The sequence below is a fragment of the Streptomyces sp. NPDC107581 genome (assembly GCF_055657175.1).
In genome coordinates this window covers 1-20,279 of record NZ_JBVKBH010000038.1, presented here as the reverse complement: position 1 = coordinate 20,279, position 20,279 = coordinate 1, and the positions used below count along the sequence as shown (strand labels likewise).

Below are 20,279 nucleotides of genomic sequence, written 5' to 3'. Positions count from 1 at the left end.
CCTACAGCAACCAGGACATCCCCTTCGAACGCCTCGTCCAGATCCTCAACCCCGAACGCTCCACCGCCCGCCACCCCCTCTTCCAAACCATGCTCAACCCGAACGTCACCTTCTCCCCGCTTCCGGGGGAGCTGGAGTTCGGCGACCTGAAGGCGGAACACCAGTCGAGCACCACAGGCGCGGCCCGCTACGACCTCTCGATCTCCTACGCGGAACTCGGCGAGGCAAGCGGGATCGACGCGGTGCTGGAGTTCAGTACGGATCTGTTCGACCCGGAAACGGCGGAGCTGCTCAGCCGACGGTTCGTACGGGTGCTGGAGACCGTGGCAGCCACCCCGGAGGTTCCGGTGGGCTCGATCGGTGTGCTGGAGGACGAGGAACAGCAGCGGGTACTGGTGGAGTGGAACGACTCCGCCACCGCATCAGCCCCCGAGGACCTCGTAACCGCCTTCCGCACCCAGGCAACTCGCACACCGAATGCACAGGCCGTCGTCGCCGGTGAAACAGTCCTGTCCTACGCCGAGTTGGATGCGCGTAGTGAGCGGCTGGCCCGGCTGCTGGCGGAGGACGGGGTCGGACCTGAGCGGTTCGCCGCCGTTCTGCTGCCGCGGTCGGTCGATCTGGTCGCCGTACTGCTGGCCGTACTCAAGACGGGCGGCGCGTATCTGCCGCTGGACGGGGACTTCCCCGCCGACCGCCTCGCCTTCATGCAGGACGAGACCCGGCCCGTCGTCACCGTCGACCAGGCATGGCTGGCCGCCGCGGAACACCGTGAAACGGTGGGTGAGCTGCCGGAGGTGGTCGATGCGGCGCAGGCCGCCTACGTCCTGTACACCTCCGGCTCCACCGGCCGCCCCAAGGGTGTCGTCATTCCGCGTGGCGCCCTGGCCAACCTCCTTGAGGACATGCGCCGCCGCATCCCCCTCAACAGCACGGACCGGTTCCTCGCCGTGACCACCATCGGCTTCGACATCGCCGGACTCGAACTGTTCACCCCGCTCACCACCGGCGCCACCGCCGTCATCGCACCCACCGGCATCGTCCACGACCCCGACCGGCTGCACACCCTGCTCACCGATGAGCGGATCACCGTCATGCAGGCCACCCCCAGCCTGTGGCGAGCCGCAACGGAAAACGTGAGGGTCTCCGCCGCCCTGGCCGGCGTCCGCGTACTGGTCGGCGGTGAAGCCCTGCCCACCGACCTGGCCCAGGTGCTCACCCAGGCCGCCGCCGAAGTGATCAACGTCTACGGGCCCACCGAGACCACCATCTGGTCCACCGCCGCCCACCTCGACCACCACGCACCCGTCACCATCGGCCACCCCCTCGACAACACCCAGCTCTACGTCCTGGACACACACCTCCAGCCCGTCCCCGCAGGAGTCCCCGGCGAGCTCTACATCGCCGGCACCGGCATCGCCCGCGGCTACCTCAACCGGCCCGACCTGAGCGCGGAACGATTCCTCGCCAACCCCTACGGGGCTCCCGGGTCCCGCATGTACCGCACCGGAGACATCGCCCGCTGGACCTCCCACGGCGACCTGGAATACCTGCGCCGCGCCGACCAACAGATCAAACTCCACGGCTACCGCATCGAACTCGGCGAGATCGAAACCACCCTGCGCAACCACCCCGCCGTCCAGCAGGCCGCCGTCATCGTCCACGACGACCGCCTCATCGCCTACACCGTCACCGATACCGACACAGACACCGGCACAGACACCGGCGCAGACCTGCGCGCCCACCTCGCCCGGACCCTGCCCGCCTACATGGTCCCGTCCGCGTTCGTCACCCTCGACGCACTGCCCCTGACCGCCAACGGCAAGCTCGACCGCAAGGCCCTGCCCGCGCCCGAGTACCGGACGGGTACTCCCGGTCGCCTGCCGGGCACCCCGCAGGAAGAGACTCTCTGCACCCTCTTCGCGCAGGTGCTCGGCGTTCCCGAAGTCGGTGTGGACGACGACTTCTTCGAGTTGGGCGGGGACAGCATCCGTTCCCTGCGGCTGGTCGCCCAGGCGCGTCAGGCCGGGTCGGTGTTCACGGTCCGGGACGTGTTCGACCAGCGGACGGTGGCCGCGCTGGCCGCGCTGCGGCCGGCCGGGGACGCGGCTGTGGAGGCCGAACCCGCCTCGGACGCCTCGTTGACCGGGCTGAGCCCGGACGAACTCGAGCGGCTCCAGGCCGAGTAGGGCGCGTGAGCAGCGCCGGACGTCGCACACCCGACCGATACCAGGCCAAGGAGAGGGACCATGCCCGTCGTCGCGGTCAATGGAATACGGCTGAACTACGAGGACTCCGGAGGAGCCGGCGACCCGGTCGTCATGGTGATGGGCTCGGGGGCCTCCGGGCGGCCCTGGCATCTGCACCAGGTACCCGCGCTGACGGACGCCGGGTACCGGGTCGTCACTTTTGACAACCGCGGTATTCCGCCCACCGACGTGTGTGCCGAGGGGTTCACCGTGCGGGACCTCGTCGACGACGTCACCGCTCTGGTCGAGCACCTGGCGCTGGGGCCCTGCCGGTTCGTGGGCACGTCCATGGGGGCGTACGTCGTTCAGGAGCTGGCGCTGCTGCGTCCGGAGACCGTCCGGCAGGCCGTGCTGATGGCGACCCGGGGGCGGGTGGACGCCATGCGTCGTGCGCTGGCCGCGGCGGAGATCGAACTGTACGACGCGGGGACCATACTGCCGCGGCGGTTCGACGCCGTGGTGCAGGCGATGCGGAACCTGTCTCCGCGCAGCCTCTCGGACGATGTCGCCGTCAGGGACTGGCTGGACGTCCTGGAGGTGTCGTCGGGCGCGTCTCCCGGGGAGCGGGTTCATATGACGCTCGATCCGGAGCCGGGGCGGCTCGACGCCTATCGGAACATCTCGGTCCCGTGCCATGTGATCGCCTTCCAGGACGACTTGGTCACGCCACCCGCATTGGGGCGTGAGGTCGCCGACAGCATTCCCGGGGCCACGTTCGAGGAGATTCCGGGGTGCGGGCACTTCGGATACCTCGAGGATCCGAGCGCGGTGAACAAGGAAATCGTCGAGTTCTTCCGGACGATCTCCTGAATCCCCTGGCCTTCCTTCCAACCTTTCTACGAATCGAGGCCCCATGCATCGACAGCTCGACTGGCAGCCGTTCGACATCACTCCGGAGAGCGCGGGCGTTCCGGCCTCGCCCGCCGGGCTCGTGGAGTACGTCAGTGACGGCGATCGGATCAGCGAGGCGCTGATCCGTGAGAAGGCGCTGGTGTTCCGCGGATTCCAGGTGGACCCGGACACCCTGGACCCGGTGATGGACCGGTTGCTGCCCAACCGGCTGGCCTATGTGCACGGCAACTCGCCCCGGACGAAGGTCGGCAGCAATGTCTACACGTCGACGGAGTACCCGTCCGAACTGACGATCTCCATGCACAACGAGCTGTCGTACGCCCATGCCTGGCCGTCGCGGCTGCTCTTCTTCGCGGCCCAGGAGCCCACGACGGGCGGGGCGACGCCGGTCGTGGACGGGGTGGCCTGGCTGGAGTCGCTCGCCCCCGAGATCCGGGAGGCGTATGCGGGCGGAGTGCGCTACCTGCAGAACCTGCATGGCGGCCGGGGCCTCGGCAAGAGCTGGCAGGACACGTTCGAGACCGGCGACCGGTCCGAGGTCGAGGCGTTCCTCAAGGGCACCGAGGCCGAGTGGGAGTGGCTGCGGGACGGCGGGCTGCGCGTGGCCCAGGTGCGGCCGTCCACCGTGCGGCACCCGGTGACCGGGGCCGAAGTGTGGTTCAACCAGTCCGACCAGTGGCACCCGGCCGCGCTCGGGGACGACATGGCGGCGGAGCTGGCCCAGATCCTGCCGGAGGAGGAGCTGCCGCAGTCGGTGCGGTTCGCCGACGGCAGCCCGATTCCCGACGAGTACGTGATCGAGGTGCGCGACAAGGGACTCGAGACCGCCGTGGACGTCGACTGGCGCACGGGTGACCTGCTGCTCATCGACAACGTCCTGGTGGCGCACGGCCGTCGGCCCTTCACCGGCCCGCGCCGCATTCTCGTCGCGATGTCCGACTGAGACGTCCCGCCCGGCCCGCCGCCGTCCGGCCGGCTCCCCAACGGAAGAAAAGGATCACCCACGCATGACCTCCTCCTCCCCGGCCTCGTCGCCCGTGGACGATCTCCGGCTCGACCATGTCGAGTTGTACGTGTCCGACCTCGACCGCGCGGTCGCCCAGTGGATCGGCGCGTACGGTTTCGCGGTGGCCGGTACGGCGGGCTCCGCCGCGCTGGGCTTTCGCAGTGCCGCCCTGCGCCAGGGCCGGATTCTGCTGGTGCTGACCGAGGGCACCGGCGACGAGCACCCGGCAGCGGCCTATGTCCACAGCCACGGGGACGGTGTGGCCGGTATCGCGCTGCGCACCTCGGACGTGGCGGGCGCCTTCGCCCATGCCGTGGCGCGCGGTGCCCGCCCGATCGCGGAACCGGCCCGGCACCCGGGGCCCGGCGGGGTGGTGACGGCGACCGTGTCCGGCTTCGGCGACGTGGTGCACACGCTGGTCCAGCGCGACGGGGAGGACACCGGCAGCCTTCCGCCGGGGTTCACGCCCGCGGCGGACGGCGCGTCCGCGGCCTCGGCGGCCGGCTCCCCCGGCCTTCTCGAGGTCGACCATTTCGCCGTGTGCGTGACCATCGGCGCGTTGGAGCCCACCATCGCGTACTACCGCGAGGCTCTGGGTTTCACCGAGATATTCGAGGAGCGCATCGTCGTCGGCACACAGGCGATGCTGTCGAAGGTCGTGCAGAGCCGGTCCGGCGATGTCACCTTCACCGTCATCCAGCCCGACCCGGACGCCGATCCCGGGCAGATCGACGAGTTCATCAAGAACCACGACGGCTCGGGTGTCCAGCACATCGCCTTCAGCAGCGACGACTCGGCGGGTTCGGTGCGGGCGCTGGCCGGGCGGGGCGTGGAGTTCCTGACCACTCCGGGCACGTACTACGAACTGCTGGGCCGGCGGGTGGAGTTGCGCCGGCACGGGCTGGACGTGCTGCGGGAGCTGAACATCCTCGTCGACGAGGACCACGGCGGTCAGCTGTTCCAGATCTTCACCCGCTCGACCCATCCGAGGCGCACGCTCTTCTTCGAGATCATCGAGCGGCTCGGCGCGGAGACGTTCGGCTCCTCGAACATCAAGGCGCTGTACGAGGCCGTGGAGCTGGAGCGGCTGCGGGAGAACGGCCGGCGGCCGTGACGTCCGCGCCCCCCGCCTCCCCCGGCGCGCTGGTGGACGCCCTGTGTCTCGACGACGTCGAGCGCATCGCGGCCCGGGTGCTGCCCGGTCCGGTGCGGGACTTCGTGGCCGGCGGCAGCGGGGCCGAGTCGACGCTTGCGGCCAACCGTGCGGCCCTGGACCGGGTACGGGTGGTGCCGAGGGTGCTGCGGGACGTCTCGGAGTGCGACACCTCGGCCACCCTGCTGGGGCGGCGGGCCGCCCTGCCGGTGGCCACGGCCCCGATCGGCTACCAGAAGCTGGTGCACCCGGAGGGCGAACTCGCGGCGGCGCGGGCGGCGAAACGGGCCGGGGTGCCCTTCACCGTGGGCACGCTGAGCAGCGTCCCGCTGGAGCAGGTCGTCGCCGTCGGTGCGGTCACCTGGTTCCAGCTGTACTGGCTGCGGGACCGGGCCTCGACCTTCGATCTCGTGCGCAGGGCCGAGGACGCCGGGTGCGCCGCGCTGCTGCTGACGGTCGACGTGCCGTGGATGGGCCGCCGGCTGCGGGACGTGCGCAATGCGTTCGCCCTGCCGGACGACGTGGTGGCCGCGAACCTCTCGGTGGGTACGGCGTCCGCGGCGCACCGTTCCACGGCGGGCGGTTCGGCGCTGGCCGCGCACACGAGCCTGGCGTTCGCGCCCTCGGTGAGCTGGTCGGATCTGGCGGAGCTGCGTCGTCGTACGCGGCTGCCCCTGGTGGTGAAGGGCGTTCTGGACCCGGAGGATGCCGAGCGGGCCGTGGAGTGCGGGGCCGACGGTGTGGTCGTCTCGAACCATGGCGGGCGGCAGCTGGACGGCGCCGTGGCGAGCGTCGACGCGCTGGAGGCGGTGTGTGCCGCGGTGGCGGGGCGCTGCGAGGTGCTGCTGGACAGCGGTGTCCGCGGCGGCGTCGACGTCCTGCGGGCGCTGGCGCTCGGCGCGGGCGGCGTGCTGGTCGGGCGTCCGCTGCTGTGGGGGCTCGCGGCCGGCGGTGAGCCGGGCGCGGCGCGGGTGCTGGAGCTGCTGGGCGCCGAATTCCGGGACGCCCTGGGCCTCGCGGGCTGCACCGATGTGGCCGCGGCCGGGCGGCTGCGGGTACGGCGGGGACCGGGGCCGGGCACCGTGCCGGCGCGTCACGACAGGCACGAGCGGCACGAGCCGGGGCAGCACGGCAGGCACGAGGTGCATGAGCCGGGGCAGCACGACAGGCACGAGCGGCACGAGCCGGGGCAGCACGGCAGGCACGAGGTGCATGAGAGGACGACCACCCGATGACCGCGGACACACCGCTCCTGGACGCCGCTGTGCTGGACACGTCGGCGTTGCACGGCTCGCTCGAGGACGACTCGCTGGAGTCGATGAACTTTCTGAACGAGGTCGCTCTGCGCTTCCCGGACGCCGTGTCGTTCGCGCCGGGGCGCCCTTTCGAGGGGTTCTTCGACACGGACCTCGTCCATGAGTACCTGCGTCGGTTCGAACGGTACCTGCGTCAGGAGAAGGGTTATGACGACGCCGAGGTGCGTCGGACGCTGTTCCAGTACGGGCGCACCAAGGGGATCGTGCACGAGCTGATCGCCCGTCATCTGGAGGTGGACGAGGGCATCACGGCCGACCCGGAGTCGGTGGTGGTGACGGTCGGCTGCCAGGAGGCGATGTTCCTGGCGCTGCGGGCGTTGCGCGCGGACGAGCGGGACGTCCTGCTCGCGGTGTCGCCCGCGTACGTGGGGATCACGGGCGCCGCCCGGCTCGTGGACATGCCGGTCCTGGACGTGCACGCCGGGCCGCGGGGTGTGGACCTGGACGATCTCACGCGTGTGGTGCGGGAGGCCCGGGGCGAGGGGCTGCGGCCGCGTGCCTGTTACGTGGTGCCCGACTTCTCCAACCCGTCGGGCGTCAGCCTGGACCTGGCGACGCGCCGCGCCCTGCTGGAGCTGGCGGAGCGCGAGGACCTGCTGTTGCTGGAGGACAATCCGTACGGGTACTTCAGCGCCGACGGCGAGCGGCTGCCCACGCTGAAGGCGCTCGACACCCGGCGTCGGGTGATCTATCTCGGGTCGTTCGCCAAGACGGGCCTGCCGGGGGCGCGGATCGGGTACGTGGTGGCGGACCAGCCCGTCGCCGGGCGGGACGGGCGTGTCGGTCCGCTGGCCGACCAGCTGTCGAAGATCAAGAGCATGCTCACGGTGAACACCTCGCCCATCGCCCAGGCGGTGATCGGCGGGAAGCTGCTGGCGCACGGCTGCGATCTGTACGGCGCCAACTCCCGGGAGATCGCGCTGTATGCGGGCAGTCTGCGCCGCCTCCTCGACGGTCTGGCCCGGCACTTTCCGCCGGGTGGCGGCTCGGGGGTGAGCTGGAACGTGCCGCGCGGCGGGTTCTTCCTGGTGGTGACGGTGCCGTTCCCGGCCGACGAGGAGTTGCTCGAGGTCTCCGCGCGGGAGCACGGCGTGCTGTGGACGCCGATGCGGTTCTTCGGGCGCGGTCCGGAGGCCGACCGGCAGATCCGGCTGTCGTACAGCCTTGTCACTGCCGAGCAGATCGATGAGGGCCTGGAGCGGTTCGCCGCCCTGGTCGCCGGGCGGCAGCAGAGGGGTGTCGTATGCGCAGCGCCGTGATCGTGGGCAGCGGTCTCATCGGTACCTCCGTCGCGCTGGCGTTGCGCGAGCGGGGCGTCGCCACGTATCTGATCGACAGCGATCCCACCGTGGCCGGTACGGCGGCGGCGCTGGGGGCGGGGCAGGCCGAGGAGCCTCCCCAGGTGGTGGACATCGCCGTCCTCGCGGTGCCTCCGGTGCAGGTGGCTCCGGTGCTCGCGGATCTCCAGAAGCGGGGGATCGCGCGTTTCTACACCGATGTGGCGAGCGTGAAGAGCCTGCCGCACCGGGAGATCGAGGCGCTGGGCTGCGAGCTGACGGCCGTGATTGGCGGGCATCCGCTGGCGGGTGCCGAGCGGTCGGGGCCGCTGGCGGCCCGGGGTGATCTGTTCGCGGGCCGGCCGTGGGTGCTGGTGCCGTCGGAGCACACCAGTGATCTGGCCCTCAACTGCGCTCTGGAGCTGGTGTCGCTGTGCGGGGCCACGCCCGTGCTGCTGGATGCCGAGGCCCATGACCGGGCCGTGGCACTGGTCTCGCACGCCCCGCACCTGGTGGCCAGCCTGACCGCGGCCCGGCTGCTGGAGGGCAGCGAGTCGGCCATGCGGCTGGCCGGGCAGGGGCTGCGGGACGTCACCCGGATCGCGGCGGGCAGCCCGGTGCTGTGGACGGACATCCTGTCGGCGAACGCCGGGCCGGTGGCCGAGGTGCTGGAGGCGCTGGCCGCGGATGCCCTGGCCGCGGCCCGGGCGCTGCGGCAGGTGGACCGGGAGGCGGAACCGGCGTCGGCCACGGCCGCGTTGACGGAGCTGCTGCAGCGGGGCGTGGATGGGCGGCGGTCGATTCCGGGCAAGCACGGGGTGCCGGACGGGGATCTCACCGCGGTGGAGGTGTCGGTGGGCGACAGCCGGGGCGAGCTGGCGCGGCTGTTCGCGGACGCGGCGTCGGCCGGGGTGAACGTGGAGGACATCGACATGGAGCACTCCTCGGACCAGCTGATGGGCCGGGCACGGCTCGCGGTGCTGCCGGCCGCGGCGCGCAGGCTGGCGGACGCGCTGCGCGGGCGGGGCTGGACCGTGCGGCTCGTGGAATGGCCGGGCGGGCAGGCGACGTAACCGACCCCTCGGCGTAGGGCCACGGCGCCGGGGCCGCACGCACGGCCAAGGGGCCGCACCACCGAGTCGGTGGTGCGGCCCCTTCGCGGTGTCAGAACGCCTCGGCCCAGTGCAGTCCGTCGGCGGAGGGGACCAGGCCGGCCTCGGTCAGGGACTCGTCGTCGATGCCCTCGCCGAGCGCGGCCTGCATCTGGATCTTGGCGCCCTGTTCCAGGACGGACTCCACGAGCGCGGAGCCGAACAGGTCGCGGTCGCCGTCACCGGCCCCGGCGGGGTTCTCGATCAGGTCGGCGAACTCCTGGAACGCCGGCCGGCGCCGGTCGGCGTAGGTGCCGGCGTCGATCAGGGCGCCTTCCTGCGAGGCGCCGCCGCCGACGAGTTCGACGAAGGACTCCAGGCCGGAGGCGCTGTTGTTGGTGACCTTCTTCGCGTTCCAGAAGTAGGAGTCCGCGTCCTGGTGCATGTCGTAGAAGGCGACCAGGAAGTCGTGGAAGAGCGAGTACTCCTTGCGGTAGCGGGCCTCGAACTCCTTGAAGGAGGTCTCCTCGTCGATGTCGGCGTCGTCGCCGAGCACCGTGTTGATCGACCGGGCGGCCAGCAGGGCGCTGTACGTGGCGAGGTGGACGCCGGAGGAGAAGACCGGGTCAATGAAGCAGGCGGCGTCGCCGACGAGCACCATGCCGGGCCGCCAGAAGGTGTCCCGGCAGTACGAGTAGTCCTTGCGCACCCGGATCTCGCCGTACGGTCCGCTCTGCACACGCTTGGCGTCGGCCAGGAAGTCGGCGATGAGCGGGCACTCGTCGATCAGGCTCATCAGGGCCTTCTCCTGGTCGCCCCTGATGCGGTCGAGGGCGTCCCGGCGCAGTACGGCGCCGACGCTGGTGAGCTGTTCGGTGAGCGGGATGTACCAGAACCAGCCCGCGTCGAAGGCGGCGCACAGGATGTTGCCCCGGTTGGGGGCGGGCAGCCGCTTGCCGCCCTCGAAGTAGCCGAAGAGGGCGATGTTGCGGAAGAAGTCGGAGTAGTGCCGCTCGCCGCCGACGCGGCCCTGGATGCGGCTCTTGTTGCCGGACGCGTCGACGACGTACCGGCTGCGGACCTCGTGGCGTACGCCGTCGGCGTCGGTGTAGCGCACACCGCCGACCCGGCCGTCGTCCTCCAGGACGTCGCCGACGGAGCACTCCTCGCGGACGACGACGCCCTTGGTGCGGGCGTTGTCGAGCAGGATCTGGTCGAACTTCATGCGCTCGACCTGGTAGGCGAGCGAGGTGGGTCCATTGAAGCTGGCGGCGACGGAGAAGGAGAAGGTCCATGGCTCGGGGTTGTTGCCCCAGCGGAAGGTGCCGCCCCGCTTGGGCATGAATTCCGCCTTCTCCAACTCCTCGGTGACGCCGAGGAGTTTGCAGATGCCGTGCACGGTGGACGGCAGCAGCGACTCGCCGATCTGGTAGCGGGGGAACCGCTCCTTCTCCAGCAGCAGTACGCGGTGCCCCTGCATGGCCACGAGCGTGGACACGGTGGAGCCGCCGGGGCCGCCGCCGACCACGACCACGTCGAACTCCTCGGCTCTGTCGCTGATCTGTGAACTCATCTGCTTCCTCCTGAGGGTGTCGAAGCACTGTCTGAGGGATCGGGGACGGCGTCCGGCGCCGTCCCTTCGAGGGTGTGTCTCCTGCGGGCCTCGGCGTCGGTGTGACCGACCCGGGCCATGGCGGTCCGCAGCAGCGGCGGCGCCATCATCGAGGTGACCGCCGCGATCAGCACGATGATCGTGAACGTCTGGGTGGTCAGGATGCCGAGCCGCAGTCCGACCATGGCCACCACGACCTCGACGACGCCCCGGGCGTTCATGCCGGCGCCGAGCGCGAGCCCCTCCCAGGCGCTGAGACGGCTGGCGCGTGCGCCGAGGTAGGCCCCGAGGAACTTTCCGAGGACGGCGATGGCGACGAGGGCGAGCGCCCAGCCGAGGACCTGGCCCCCGGCCAGGGCGAACAGGTCCATGCGCAGGCCCACGGTGGCGAAGAACACGGGCGCGAGCACGCCGTGCACCACGCTGCGCAGCGCGCTGAACGCCGCGGGTTCGGGGCGTCCGTAGCGGCTGATGAGGATGCCGCACACGAAGGCGCCGAAGATGGCTTCCAGGCCGAGTGCGGCGGACCCGGCGGCGGACAGCAGGACGGCCGTGACGACGACGGCCTGGGTGGGCGGCGAGGCCTTGGCGCGTTCCACGGAGCGGAAGGCGGCGCGGATCAGGGGTCTGCCGACGAGGGCGGCGAGGACGAGGAGCACCGCCACGTCCGCGAGGGCCCGTGCGACGGTGCCCGGGTGCAGGCCGGTGGTGGCCATGGCGGAGAGCACCGAGAGCATGAGCCAGCCGAAGACGTCGTCGATCACGCCCGCGGCCAGGGTGAGTTGGCCGATGTCACGGTGGAGGAGGTCCATGTCCATGAGCGTCTTGGCGATCACCGGAATGGCGCTCACGCTCATGGCCACGCCGAGGAACAGCGCGAGGACGTCCGGATCGGCGCCGCCCGCAAGGGACGTGGGCAGCAGGTAGCCGGCGGCGACGCCGAGGCCGAGCGGGACCACCAGCCCGAACAGGCTGACCCGGACGGCGGTGGCCTGCCGGGCGCGGATCGCGGAGAGGTCGAGGTGGGCGCCGGTGATGCCGACGAGGAGCAGCACCCCGAGCTGCCCGATCGCGTCGAGCAGCTGGAACTGCCCGGCGCTGCGCGGGATCAGCCAGTCGGCGAAGCCGGGGGCCGCACGGCCGAGCCCGGTCGGGCCGAGCAGCAGTCCGGCACAGAGCTCGCCGACGATGGCGGGCAGGCCGAGCCGCATCGCGACCCGGGCGAGTCCGAGCGCGACGAGCAGCAGCAGACCCAGCTGGAGCAGCAGCAGAAGCAGCGCATGCGAGGGGATGAAAGGAGGTACAGGTGCCGAGGCGAGCACGAGGTGTCTCCAACGGGGGCGGTCCAAGAGGCTGGACGGCGCGTGCGGAGGGATGCCGGATGGGGTCCTCGGGCACGGTCGCCTCGAGGACCCCGGCAGTGCGTGCGCGCGGCGCGAGGGCGGCGCGCGGCAGCATGGGTGGAGATGGAACGGCCGTCCGGTCAGCCGAGTGCGGCGAACGCGGGCCGGTAGGTGACGTGGCAGTCCGGCGGAGTCAGGAGGCGCGGCACGCCAGCTGGGTGCGGGAAGGCGCCTGGCCCTGGCCGGCCAGACGCGGGCGCGCAGCGGTGAAGGGCTGCCTGGGCCGGGGGATCAGCGGTTCCGCGTTCTCGGCCGGCCGTTCGCGCAGGGGCGTCGGCGCCGGGAGAGGCTGGCTCATTCCGTTGAGCACGGCGCGGCCCAGCGAGGTGATGCGGTGCGTCACGGTGTTCCGGTCCCGCTCCGAGCGGATGAGGCCGGCGTTGCGCAGGACTCCCGTGTGCTGGCTGACGGCCGCCGCGGAGGTCCCGACGCGCCGGGCCAGTTCGCTGGTCGTGCCGCCCACCAGAGTCAGCCGGAGAAGCTGGGCCCGGGTGCGTCCCATCAACGCGTCCAGTGCTTCCGCGTCACGTGCGCGCGTGGTCCACAGAGTGTGGTTGTCGGTCAGCTGCGAGTCGACCGAAAAAGCGAGAACCGGCAGTTCACTGGTTCCGCCGACATTGCAGAGCAGTACGGCGGACCGAGAGCCGAGAAACAGGGAAGGGGCGAGCAGTAAACCCTTCCCGGAAAGGTTGATCTCTCGGTCTTCCCCACCAGGTATTTCCAGGTAGGGACGATTCCACGAAATCTGTGGATGTATGGCCTCGAGAAGACTTTCACCCCCTTCCGGGCGTCTTCTCATCATCCCTTCCCGAACAGCCCCGAAATGGGCGAGCATCTGCTGCCAGTAAGGAGTGATCGCGGCGTCGACATAACGCTCCACCGCGGTGCGGATATCCTCCCGGTTGAGTCCCTTCACAGAGGAACGCTCTCCGGACACCGCACTCTCGTCCTGCGACAGCAGCCAGGTGAGATCAGGGGCCTTGCGCAGCGCCTCGATCATCTCGAGGCTGAGGCGCGCCGCCCTGAGCCGGCCCGCGACCTGCTGCCGCCACTCCTTGAACCCCGGTTCCCCCCTCACGCCCATGTGGCGGATGGAGAATATCCCCTCCGCCACAGGCCCCAGCGTCGTCATTATATGTACGTTTTCCGCCGTTTCGCGGTCTATAAATATGCGCTGCATCATTCCCCCACCTGGTCAGTCCAGGACCATGCAGCCCAAGCTCCGCCACTCGAACCCGTTTCACTTGCGAGAATGCCGCGTCCAAGCGACCGGCGCCCAGGATCTCCGATTCGTCAACCCCTAAAGTAACAAATCAAATTCAGCCGCGGTAGCGACGGGAGATCTTCAGTGCAAGCTAAAGAACTTGACAGGCGGAGCATTCCCGTGATAAAGATCCCTTCCTTCGGGTCGCAGAGAATGCGAATTCTCCCACTCATGGCAATTGCACAGGCAACTTTGGAGTGGGAAGAGGTTGAAGCCGGGAGGAAGGGAAGATGGCGGCGGCTGCCGGGGGATGGTTTCAGCCGCCGCCATCGGCTCAGGCGTCCCGCTTGCGCAGGATCACGTACCCCGCGATCTGCGAGGCGACCACCCAGATCAGGACAACCAGCAGCGCGCCCATCCGGCCGTAGGGTTCGGCGTCACCGTCCATCAGGTGCTGGCCGGCCGTGGAGGGCAGGTAGTCCAGGATCTTCTTGGTGAAGTCGCTGCTGGACAGGGCGAGGGCGCCGGGCAGACCCGCGAGGATCATGAAGACGGTCGTCAGCGTGCCCACGGCGCTGCGGATCGCGGCGCCGATGCCGATCGAGAACACGCCCATCAAGGCGATGTAGACGCCCGTGCACACGATCGTCGGTACCGCCTTGCCGAGATCGGAGTCGGCGTACTCGAACAGCAGCGGCGCAGTCGTCACGGTGCCGATCAGCGCCAGCGCCGTACCCACCACGAACATCACCGGGGCGGCCACGGCCGACTTGGCGAACAGCATCCGGCCGCGCACCGGCACGCACTGCAGCGTCGTGCGGATGCTGCCCGTGGAGTACTCGGTGGTGATCGCCAGCATGGCCAGTGCGATCACCGCGAACTGCACCATGTTCACGGCCAGCACCATCGGGTGGGCGATCGCGATGTCGGCGTCCTTGTTGTCGCTGCGGTAGCTGTTGGCGATGCTGACGCCGAGGCCCGGCGCGAAGATGGCCATCAGGACGGCGGACCCGGCCAGGCACCACCAGGTGGCGCGCACGGACCACAGCTTGGTCCACTCCGCGCCGATCGCTCCCGCGGTTCCGCCCCGCCCCTTGCGCGCCGCCCGGGCCTGGGTGCTCACGACTGTGCTCGACATGGCTCAGGCCTCGACTTCCTGGCGGTTGTGGTCCCGGGCGCCTCCGGAGGCAGCGGGCTTGGGCGACTTGTACTCGATGCTGTTGGCCGTCATCTCCATGTAGGCCTCCTCCAGCGAGGCCTCCACGACGCGCAGTTCGTGCAGCCTGATGCCCAGCTCGTAGGCCAGGTCGCCGACGGCCTCGACGGACACCCCGGAGACGAGGACCTCGTGCGCCTCGTGCCGCTGGAGCTCCAGACCGCGCTCGTCCAGGCTCCGCACCAGCGCGTCCATGGCCGCCACGTCGGGCGTGCGCACCCGTACGGCGGTGAGCGAACTGCGGGCGATGACACGGTCGATGGTGTCGTCCGCGAGAAGCTTGCCCCGGCCGATCACCACCAGGTGGTCCGCCGTCAGCTGCATCTCGCTCATCAGGTGGCTGGAGACGAAGACCGTACGGCCCTCCTCCGCCAGGGAGCGCATCAGCTCACGGACCCAGCGCACACCGTCCGGGTCGAGGCCGTTGACCGGCTCGTCGAACAGCAGGATCTGCGGGTCGCCCAGCAGTGCGCTGGCGATGCCGAGGCGCTGGCCCATACCCAGCGAGAAGGAGCCCGACCGCTTCTTGGCCACCTTCTCCAGTCCGACGACCCCCAGCACCTCCTCCACCCGCGCGCGGGGGATGCCGTTGCTGCGCGCCATGGCCAGCAGATGGCTGTACGCACTGCGCCCCGGGTGCAGGGCCTTCGCGTCCAGCAGCGCGCCGACCTCACGCAGGGGGTGGGTCAGCGCCGCGTACGGCTTTCCGTTGATCAGCGCCTCGCCCGAGGTGGGGCGGTCCAGCCCCATGATCATGCGCATGGTGGTGGACTTGCCGGCCCCGTTGGGGCCGAGGAACCCGGTCACCTTACCCGGAGCGATCTCCAGATCCAGATGGTCCACGGCCACCGCCGTGCCGTACTGCTTCGTCACTCCACGCAGTGTGATCATTGGCAACCCGTCCTCGGATGTCCGTTCATGTCACAGACCGTATGGCCACTCACCTGACCTGGTCTTCTGTCCTTCGTCAGAGAGCCACTACGACTTTCGTCAGAGAGCCCTCGGAGAGCCCGGTGCACAGACGAGGGGCGGGTGGCGGCCCGGTGGGCCGCCACCCGCCCCTCCTCGTCACCGGGCTACAGCAGGTCCTCGAACTCGTCGATCTCCTCCTGGGTGATCGTCCCCAGCGCCACGTCGGACGGGGTGAGCCCGCCCGCGTCCGGAGCCTGGGCGTGTTCGGTCAGGGCCCGCAGCGCGGCGAACCACGCACGGCCCAGCCGGGCGACGTCCTCCTCGGGCAGCAACCGCCCCGCCCACGTCCAGACCGCCACCAGCCGGGGCCCCTCCAGGCCGTCCGCCGTATGGGCGTTGAGCTCGACGACATGGGCCAGCGGTGCGGTGGGGGCCTCGCCCTCCGGCCCCGACACCCCCGGCTCGGGCGACCAGGCGGCGTGCTGCGGGGCGGCACCGAACCGGCCCAGGTAGTTGAAGCCTAGCTGGGGCCGCAGCCCCGTCGCGAGGCGCCGCCCGGTGCGCGCATCGAGGTAGCGCAGCATGCCGTACCCGATGCCCTCACCCGGCACCGCCCGCAGCTGCTCCTTGATGCGTTTGAGCACCGTGCCCGCCGCGGCGCCGCCCGACCGCGCCGCGGCACGGTCGTACCGGCCGGGCGTCAGCCGCACGGGATACATGCTGGTGAACCAGCCGACCGTGCGCGACAGTTCGGCGCCCGGTACCGCCTCCTCGACGCGCCCGTGGCCCTCCAGGTCCACCAGGTACGCCGACCGCGCGTCCGGCCCGCACCACTCGTCGAGCGCCAGGACGAACGCCGTGAGGAGCACGTCGTTCACCCCGGCGTTGAACAGGGACGGCACCGTCGTCAGCAGCGGGCGCGTCACCTCCTCGGGCAGCGTCAACTCCAGCCGTCCCGCGGTGGCGTGGGTGTCCTGCTTGGCATCCAGCGGACCGGATCCCAGCGCCGGCTCGGTGCCGTCGACGACCCGGACCCAGTAGTCCGCCTCGGCCTGCCGGGCGGGCGTCAGCGCCTCCTCCCGCAGCCGCCGCGCCCAGTGCCGCAGGGACGTGCCCACCGGCGCGAGCCGCGGCGCACCGCCACCGGCCGCGGCCTCGTACGCCTCGGCCAGGTCCGGCAGCAGAATGCGCCACGACACACCGTCCACCACCAGGTGGTTGACCACCAGGAGCAGCCGGCCCGCACCGGTGGGCCCCCGGTCGAACCAGACCGCCTGGAACATGGTGCCGCGCTCCGGCGCCAGCCGCCCGACCGCCGCGTCGGCCTCGGCGGCCCACCGCTCCTCCAGCTCCGCCGGGCCCGCGTCCGTCACGTCGACCCGGCGCACCACCTCGTCGGCGCGAACCGTCCCGGGGGCGGCGATCTCGCAGCTCGGTCCACCCGCTTCGGCGGACTCCGTCACCCGCATGCGCAGGCCGTCGTGGTGATCGAGCAGCGCCTGCACCGCGGTCAGCAACGGCTCGACGCGCAGGCCCGCCGGGACCCGCAGCACCGTCGACTGGTTGAACCGGTCGGTCGGAGCGCCGCGTTCCCGCAGCCAGTGCATGATCGGCGTGGCCGGCAGCGCGCCGACGCCCGTGCCGGGCTCCTCCTGCGGCACCGCCCCGGCGGCCTCCCCCACGGCGTCGGCGAGGGCGGCCACGGTCCGGCGCTCGAAGACGTCCTTGGGCGAGATGACCAGCCCTTCCTTGCGGGCCCGGCTGACCAGCTGAATGGACATGATGCTGTCACCGCCCAGGTCGAAGAACCCGTCGTCGATGCCGACCTCGGGCACCCCGAGCACCTCGGCGAACAGCCGGGCCAGCACCTCCTCACGTTCCGTACGCGGTGCCCGCATCGCCCGCTCCGCGCCCAGGTCCGGCACCGGCAGCGCGGCCCGGTCCAGCTTGCCGACGGAGGTCAGCGGCAGGGCCCGCAGCTCCACGATCGCCTGCGGGACCATGTAGTCGGGCAGCGCCGACGCCAGGTGGTCGCGCAACTCCGGCTCGGCCCCGGCGAGCGCCGGCACCACATAGGCCGCCAGCCGCTTGTCGCCCGGCCGGTCCTCCCGCACCACCACGGCGACCTGCGCCACGGACGGGTGCGCGGCGAACACCGCCTCGATCTCCGCCAGTTCGATACGGAACCCGCGGACCTTGACCTGCCCGTCGGCCCTCCCCAGGAACTCCACCCGGCCCGCCGCGTTCCAGCGCACCAGGTCGCCGGTGCGGTACATCCGGCTGCCCGGGACGCCGAACGGATCGGCGACGAAACGCTCCCCCGTCTGCCCCGGCCGGCCCCAGTACCCGCGGGCCAGACCGGCTCCGGCGATGTACAGCTCGCCCGGCACCCCCGCCGGGACCGGGTGCAGCACCTCGTCGAGGACGTAGTGCCGTACGCCGTCCATCGGACGGCCGATCGGCACTCCGGCCGCCGCCGGCGTCAGATCCTGTGCCGTGACCTCGTGGCAGGTGGCGAACGTCGTGGTCTCGGTGGGGCCGTAGACGTGCACGATCCGGGTGGACGGGCAGTGCTCGCGCACCCGGCGCATCGCGTCGGCCGAGGCCAGGTCGCCGCCCGTCCACACCTGCCGTACGCCCGCCAGGCTCTCCGGATGCTCCTGGGCGAGCACCCGGAACAGCCCGGTCGTCAGGAACAGCGCGGTGATCCGGTGCTCCACGATCAGCCTGCGCAGCGCCTCGATGTCCAGGTCGCCGGGCGGCGCCACCACGACCTGTCCACCGGACAGCAGCGGTGCCCACAGCTCGAAGGTCGAGCCGTCCCAGGCGTGCGGCGAGTGCAGGGGCACCCGGTCGGCCACTCCGTCCCGCCAGCGCCGGTCCGCGGCGAGCGCGGTGACGTCGGCGTGCGTGACGGCCACGCCCTTGGGTTCTCCGGTGGAGCCGGACGTGAACATCACGTACACGAGCCGGTCCGGCTGGATCTCCGGCGCGAGGTCGGCGTCGTCACCCGGCGCGCCCGCCGCCGCTGCCTCGGCCCGGACGTCCACCACCGGTACGTCCCCCGCCACCGCACCGGCCCGGGCGTGCAGGACGTGGTCGGTGAGCAGGAGCTCCGTGCCGGTGGCCGTCAGGATCCAGCGCATCCGGCTGTCCGGATAGGCCGTGCTCAGCGGAACGTACACCCCTCCGGCCTTGGCCACCGCGAGCAGTACGACGACCAGGTCGGCGGAGCGTTCCATCAGCACGCCCACCCGTGACTCCGGACGCAGCCCGCGTTCGAGCAGCCGACGCGCCAGGCGGTTGGCACCGGCGTTCAGCTCGGCGTAGGTCAGCTCGGTGCCCTCGAAGGAGACGGCGACCGCATCGGGGGTACGGGCGGCCTGTGCCTCGAAGCGCTGCGGGAGGGTCGGCTGCCCGGGGAGGTCCGCGGCGTCCGTCTCGTCCGTGGCGTTCCACTCCACGAGGATGCGACGGCGTTCCTGCCCGTCCAGTACGTCCGTCCGCCCGACGGGCCGGTCCGGGTGGGCGACCAGGGCGTTCAGCACACGCAGCAGGCGCTCGGCGAGCACCCTTACCGTCTCCGGCTCGAACAGGTCGGCGCTGTAGTCGATCCGGCCCGTGTAGCCGCTTCCACCGCTCGCGGCGGCGGCCGCGCCGGCGGAGTCCGAGAAGCCGGCGGAGTCGGGGGACTCGAAGGAGTCGGTGGACTCGAAGGACTTGAGGGACTCGGAGGAGTCGGCGAAGGAGAACAGGAGGTCGAACTTGGCCGCCTCCAGAAGCGCCCCCTGGGCCGACACCTCGAGCCCCGGCAGCGTATCGACCGCCGAGAGCGCCCTCTGTTCCTCGTCGTCGTTCCAGCTCAACGCCGTCTGGAAGAGCGGGTGGCGGGCGGCGGACCGCTCCGGGTTGAGAGCCTCCACGAGACGTTCGAAGGGAACGTCCTGGTGGGCGTAGGCGGCCAGGTCGGTCTCCCGGACCCGGCCGAGGAGTTCGGCGAAGGTGGGATCGCCCGAGACGTCCGTCCGCAGGACCAGGGTGTTGACGAAGAACCCGACCAGGTCCTCGGTGGCCGCGTCCGTACGCCCGGCGATCGGCGATCCGATCGGGATGTCGGTCCCGGCACCGAGCCGCTGCAACAGCACGGCCAGGGCCGCCTGCAGCACCATGAAGGTGCTGACCTGGTGCTCGCGCGCAAGGGCCTCGATCCGGCCCCGCAGCTCGGCGGGCACGTCGAACTCGACCGTGCCGCCCCGGTGACTCGGAACGGCCGGACGCGGACGGTCGGACGGTATCGCCAGCTCCGCCGGAAGGCCGGCCAGCTGTCCCTTCCAGTAGTCGAGCTGGCGGGACACGGCCGAGCCGGGGTCGTCCTCGGAGCCGAGCACCCCCCGCTGCCAGAGGGTGTAGTCGGCGTACTGCACCGGCAACGGCGCCCAGGCCGGAGCCTCCCCCGCCCGCCGGGACGCGTACGCGGTGGACAGGTCACGGGCCAGCGGGGCCAGCGACCAGCCGTCGCCCGCGATGTGGTGCATGACCAGCAGCAGTACGTGCTCGTCGGCTCCCGTGCGGAACAGGGTGACGTGCAACGGCGATTCGGCGGTCAGGTCGAAGGGGCGCCCGGCGGCGGCCCGCAACGCCTTCTCCAGCCGCTCCTCCGCCTCGTGCCGGTCCTCCGACACCTCGATCACGGTGACGGCGACGGCGGCCGCGGAGCCGGCCGGTTCGACCACCTGCCGCGCCCCGTCGTCGTCCTGCACGAACCTGGTCCGCAGGCTCTCGTGCCGCTCCGTCACATCCACCAGCGCCGCCTGCAGTGCCGCGACGTCCAGCCTGCCCGTCAGCCTCAGCGCCACCGGGATGTTGTACAGCGCGCTCTGCGGGTCGTACTGGTGCAGGAACCAGAGGCGTTGCTGGGCGTAGGAGAGGGGGATGTGGTGGGGGCGGGGCTGGGGGGTGAGGGGGGTGCGGGCCGTTGCGGCGTGGGC

The 20,279-nt window shown here is 71.2% G+C and carries 13 protein-coding genes; 7 read left to right on the top strand and 6 right to left on the bottom strand.

Annotated features, from left to right (window positions below; genetic code table 11):
• From ACZ7P3_RS41855 to ACZ7P3_RS41825, 7 genes are all read left to right on the top strand, one after another.
• Nucleotides 1–2,189 (top strand): non-ribosomal peptide synthetase (locus tag ACZ7P3_RS41855; protein ID WP_472089938.1); only part of this gene is annotated, 2,189 nt, incomplete at its 5' end.
• 60 nt (nt 2,190–2,249) lie between these two features.
• Nucleotides 2,250–3,059, top strand: a complete 810-nt coding sequence (locus ACZ7P3_RS41850; protein WP_472089937.1) for an alpha/beta fold hydrolase — start codon at nt 2,250–2,252, stop codon at nt 3,057–3,059.
• Between the two features lie 43 nt (nt 3,060–3,102).
• Nucleotides 3,103–4,044 (top strand): TauD/TfdA family dioxygenase, encoded by a 942-nt coding sequence (locus tag ACZ7P3_RS41845; RefSeq protein ID WP_472089936.1) that lies wholly within the window; start codon nt 3,103–3,105, stop codon nt 4,042–4,044.
• A gap of 64 nt (nt 4,045–4,108) precedes the next feature.
• Nucleotides 4,109–5,221: a 4-hydroxyphenylpyruvate dioxygenase gene (hppD, locus tag ACZ7P3_RS41840; protein ID WP_472089935.1), complete on the top strand. Its 1,113-nt coding sequence runs from the start codon at nt 4,109–4,111 to the stop codon at nt 5,219–5,221.
• The gene (locus ACZ7P3_RS41835) at nt 5,218–6,495 is read left to right on the top strand and encodes an alpha-hydroxy acid oxidase (protein ID WP_472089934.1); all 1,278 of its coding nucleotides are present in this window, start codon (nt 5,218–5,220) and stop codon (nt 6,493–6,495) included. The genes hppD and ACZ7P3_RS41835 overlap by 4 nt, the downstream gene beginning before the upstream one ends.
• A complete protein-coding gene (locus ACZ7P3_RS41830) occupies nt 6,492–7,835 on the top strand; it encodes an aminotransferase-like domain-containing protein (protein WP_472089933.1) in 1,344 nt (447 codons plus the stop codon). Before ACZ7P3_RS41835 ends, ACZ7P3_RS41830 begins: the two co-directional genes overlap by 4 nt.
• The gene (locus ACZ7P3_RS41825) at nt 7,820–8,926 is read left to right on the top strand and encodes a prephenate dehydrogenase (RefSeq protein ID WP_472089932.1); all 1,107 of its coding nucleotides are present in this window, start codon (nt 7,820–7,822) and stop codon (nt 8,924–8,926) included. Before ACZ7P3_RS41830 ends, ACZ7P3_RS41825 begins: the two co-directional genes overlap by 16 nt.
• Nucleotides 8,927–9,017: 91 nt before the next feature.
• Here the strand turns inward: ACZ7P3_RS41825 and ACZ7P3_RS41820 are convergent, their stop codons facing one another.
• From ACZ7P3_RS41820 to ACZ7P3_RS41795, 6 genes are all read right to left on the bottom strand, one after another.
• Nucleotides 9,018–10,517 (bottom strand): tryptophan 7-halogenase, encoded by a 1,500-nt coding sequence (locus ACZ7P3_RS41820; RefSeq protein WP_472089931.1) that lies wholly within the window; start codon nt 10,515–10,517, stop codon nt 9,018–9,020.
• Entirely contained in the window at nt 10,514–11,878 is a 1,365-nt protein-coding gene (locus ACZ7P3_RS41815) for a cation:proton antiporter (RefSeq protein WP_472089930.1), read from the bottom strand. The genes ACZ7P3_RS41820 and ACZ7P3_RS41815 overlap by 4 nt, the downstream gene beginning before the upstream one ends.
• A 214-nt stretch (nt 11,879–12,092) precedes the next feature.
• The gene (locus ACZ7P3_RS41810) at nt 12,093–13,142 is read right to left on the bottom strand and encodes an ArsR/SmtB family transcription factor (protein WP_472089929.1); all 1,050 of its coding nucleotides are present in this window, start codon (nt 13,140–13,142) and stop codon (nt 12,093–12,095) included.
• Between the two features lie 355 nt (nt 13,143–13,497).
• A complete protein-coding gene (locus ACZ7P3_RS41805; protein ID WP_472089928.1) occupies nt 13,498–14,301 on the bottom strand; it encodes an ABC transporter in 804 nt (267 codons plus the stop codon).
• 3 nt (nt 14,302–14,304) lie between these two features.
• Nucleotides 14,305–15,270, bottom strand: a complete 966-nt coding sequence (locus tag ACZ7P3_RS41800; RefSeq protein ID WP_472089927.1) for an ABC transporter ATP-binding protein — start codon at nt 15,268–15,270, stop codon at nt 14,305–14,307.
• A gap of 185 nt (nt 15,271–15,455) precedes the next feature.
• Nucleotides 15,456–20,279: amino acid adenylation domain-containing protein (locus ACZ7P3_RS41795; protein ID WP_472089926.1), on the bottom strand; the 4,824-nt coding region annotated here is incomplete at its 5' end.

Coding starts and splice junctions, on each gene's coding strand:
- ACZ7P3_RS41825 (WP_472089932.1), top strand. CDS start 7,820: ATGCGCAGCGCCGTGATCGTGGGCAGCGGTCTCATCGGTACCTCCGTC.
- hppD (WP_472089935.1), top strand. CDS start 4,109: ATGACCTCCTCCTCCCCGGCCTCGTCGCCCGTGGACGATCTCCGGCTC.
- ACZ7P3_RS41850 (WP_472089937.1), top strand. CDS start 2,250: ATGCCCGTCGTCGCGGTCAATGGAATACGGCTGAACTACGAGGACTCC.
- ACZ7P3_RS41810 (WP_472089929.1), bottom strand. CDS start 13,142: ATGATGCAGCGCATATTTATAGACCGCGAAACGGCGGAAAACGTACAT.
- ACZ7P3_RS41805 (WP_472089928.1), bottom strand. CDS start 14,301: ATGTCGAGCACAGTCGTGAGCACCCAGGCCCGGGCGGCGCGCAAGGGG.
- ACZ7P3_RS41845 (WP_472089936.1), top strand. CDS start 3,103: ATGCATCGACAGCTCGACTGGCAGCCGTTCGACATCACTCCGGAGAGC.
- ACZ7P3_RS41820 (WP_472089931.1), bottom strand. CDS start 10,517: ATGAGTTCACAGATCAGCGACAGAGCCGAGGAGTTCGACGTGGTCGTG.
- ACZ7P3_RS41800 (WP_472089927.1), bottom strand. CDS start 15,270: ATGATCACACTGCGTGGAGTGACGAAGCAGTACGGCACGGCGGTGGCC.
- ACZ7P3_RS41830 (WP_472089933.1), top strand. CDS start 6,492: ATGACCGCGGACACACCGCTCCTGGACGCCGCTGTGCTGGACACGTCG.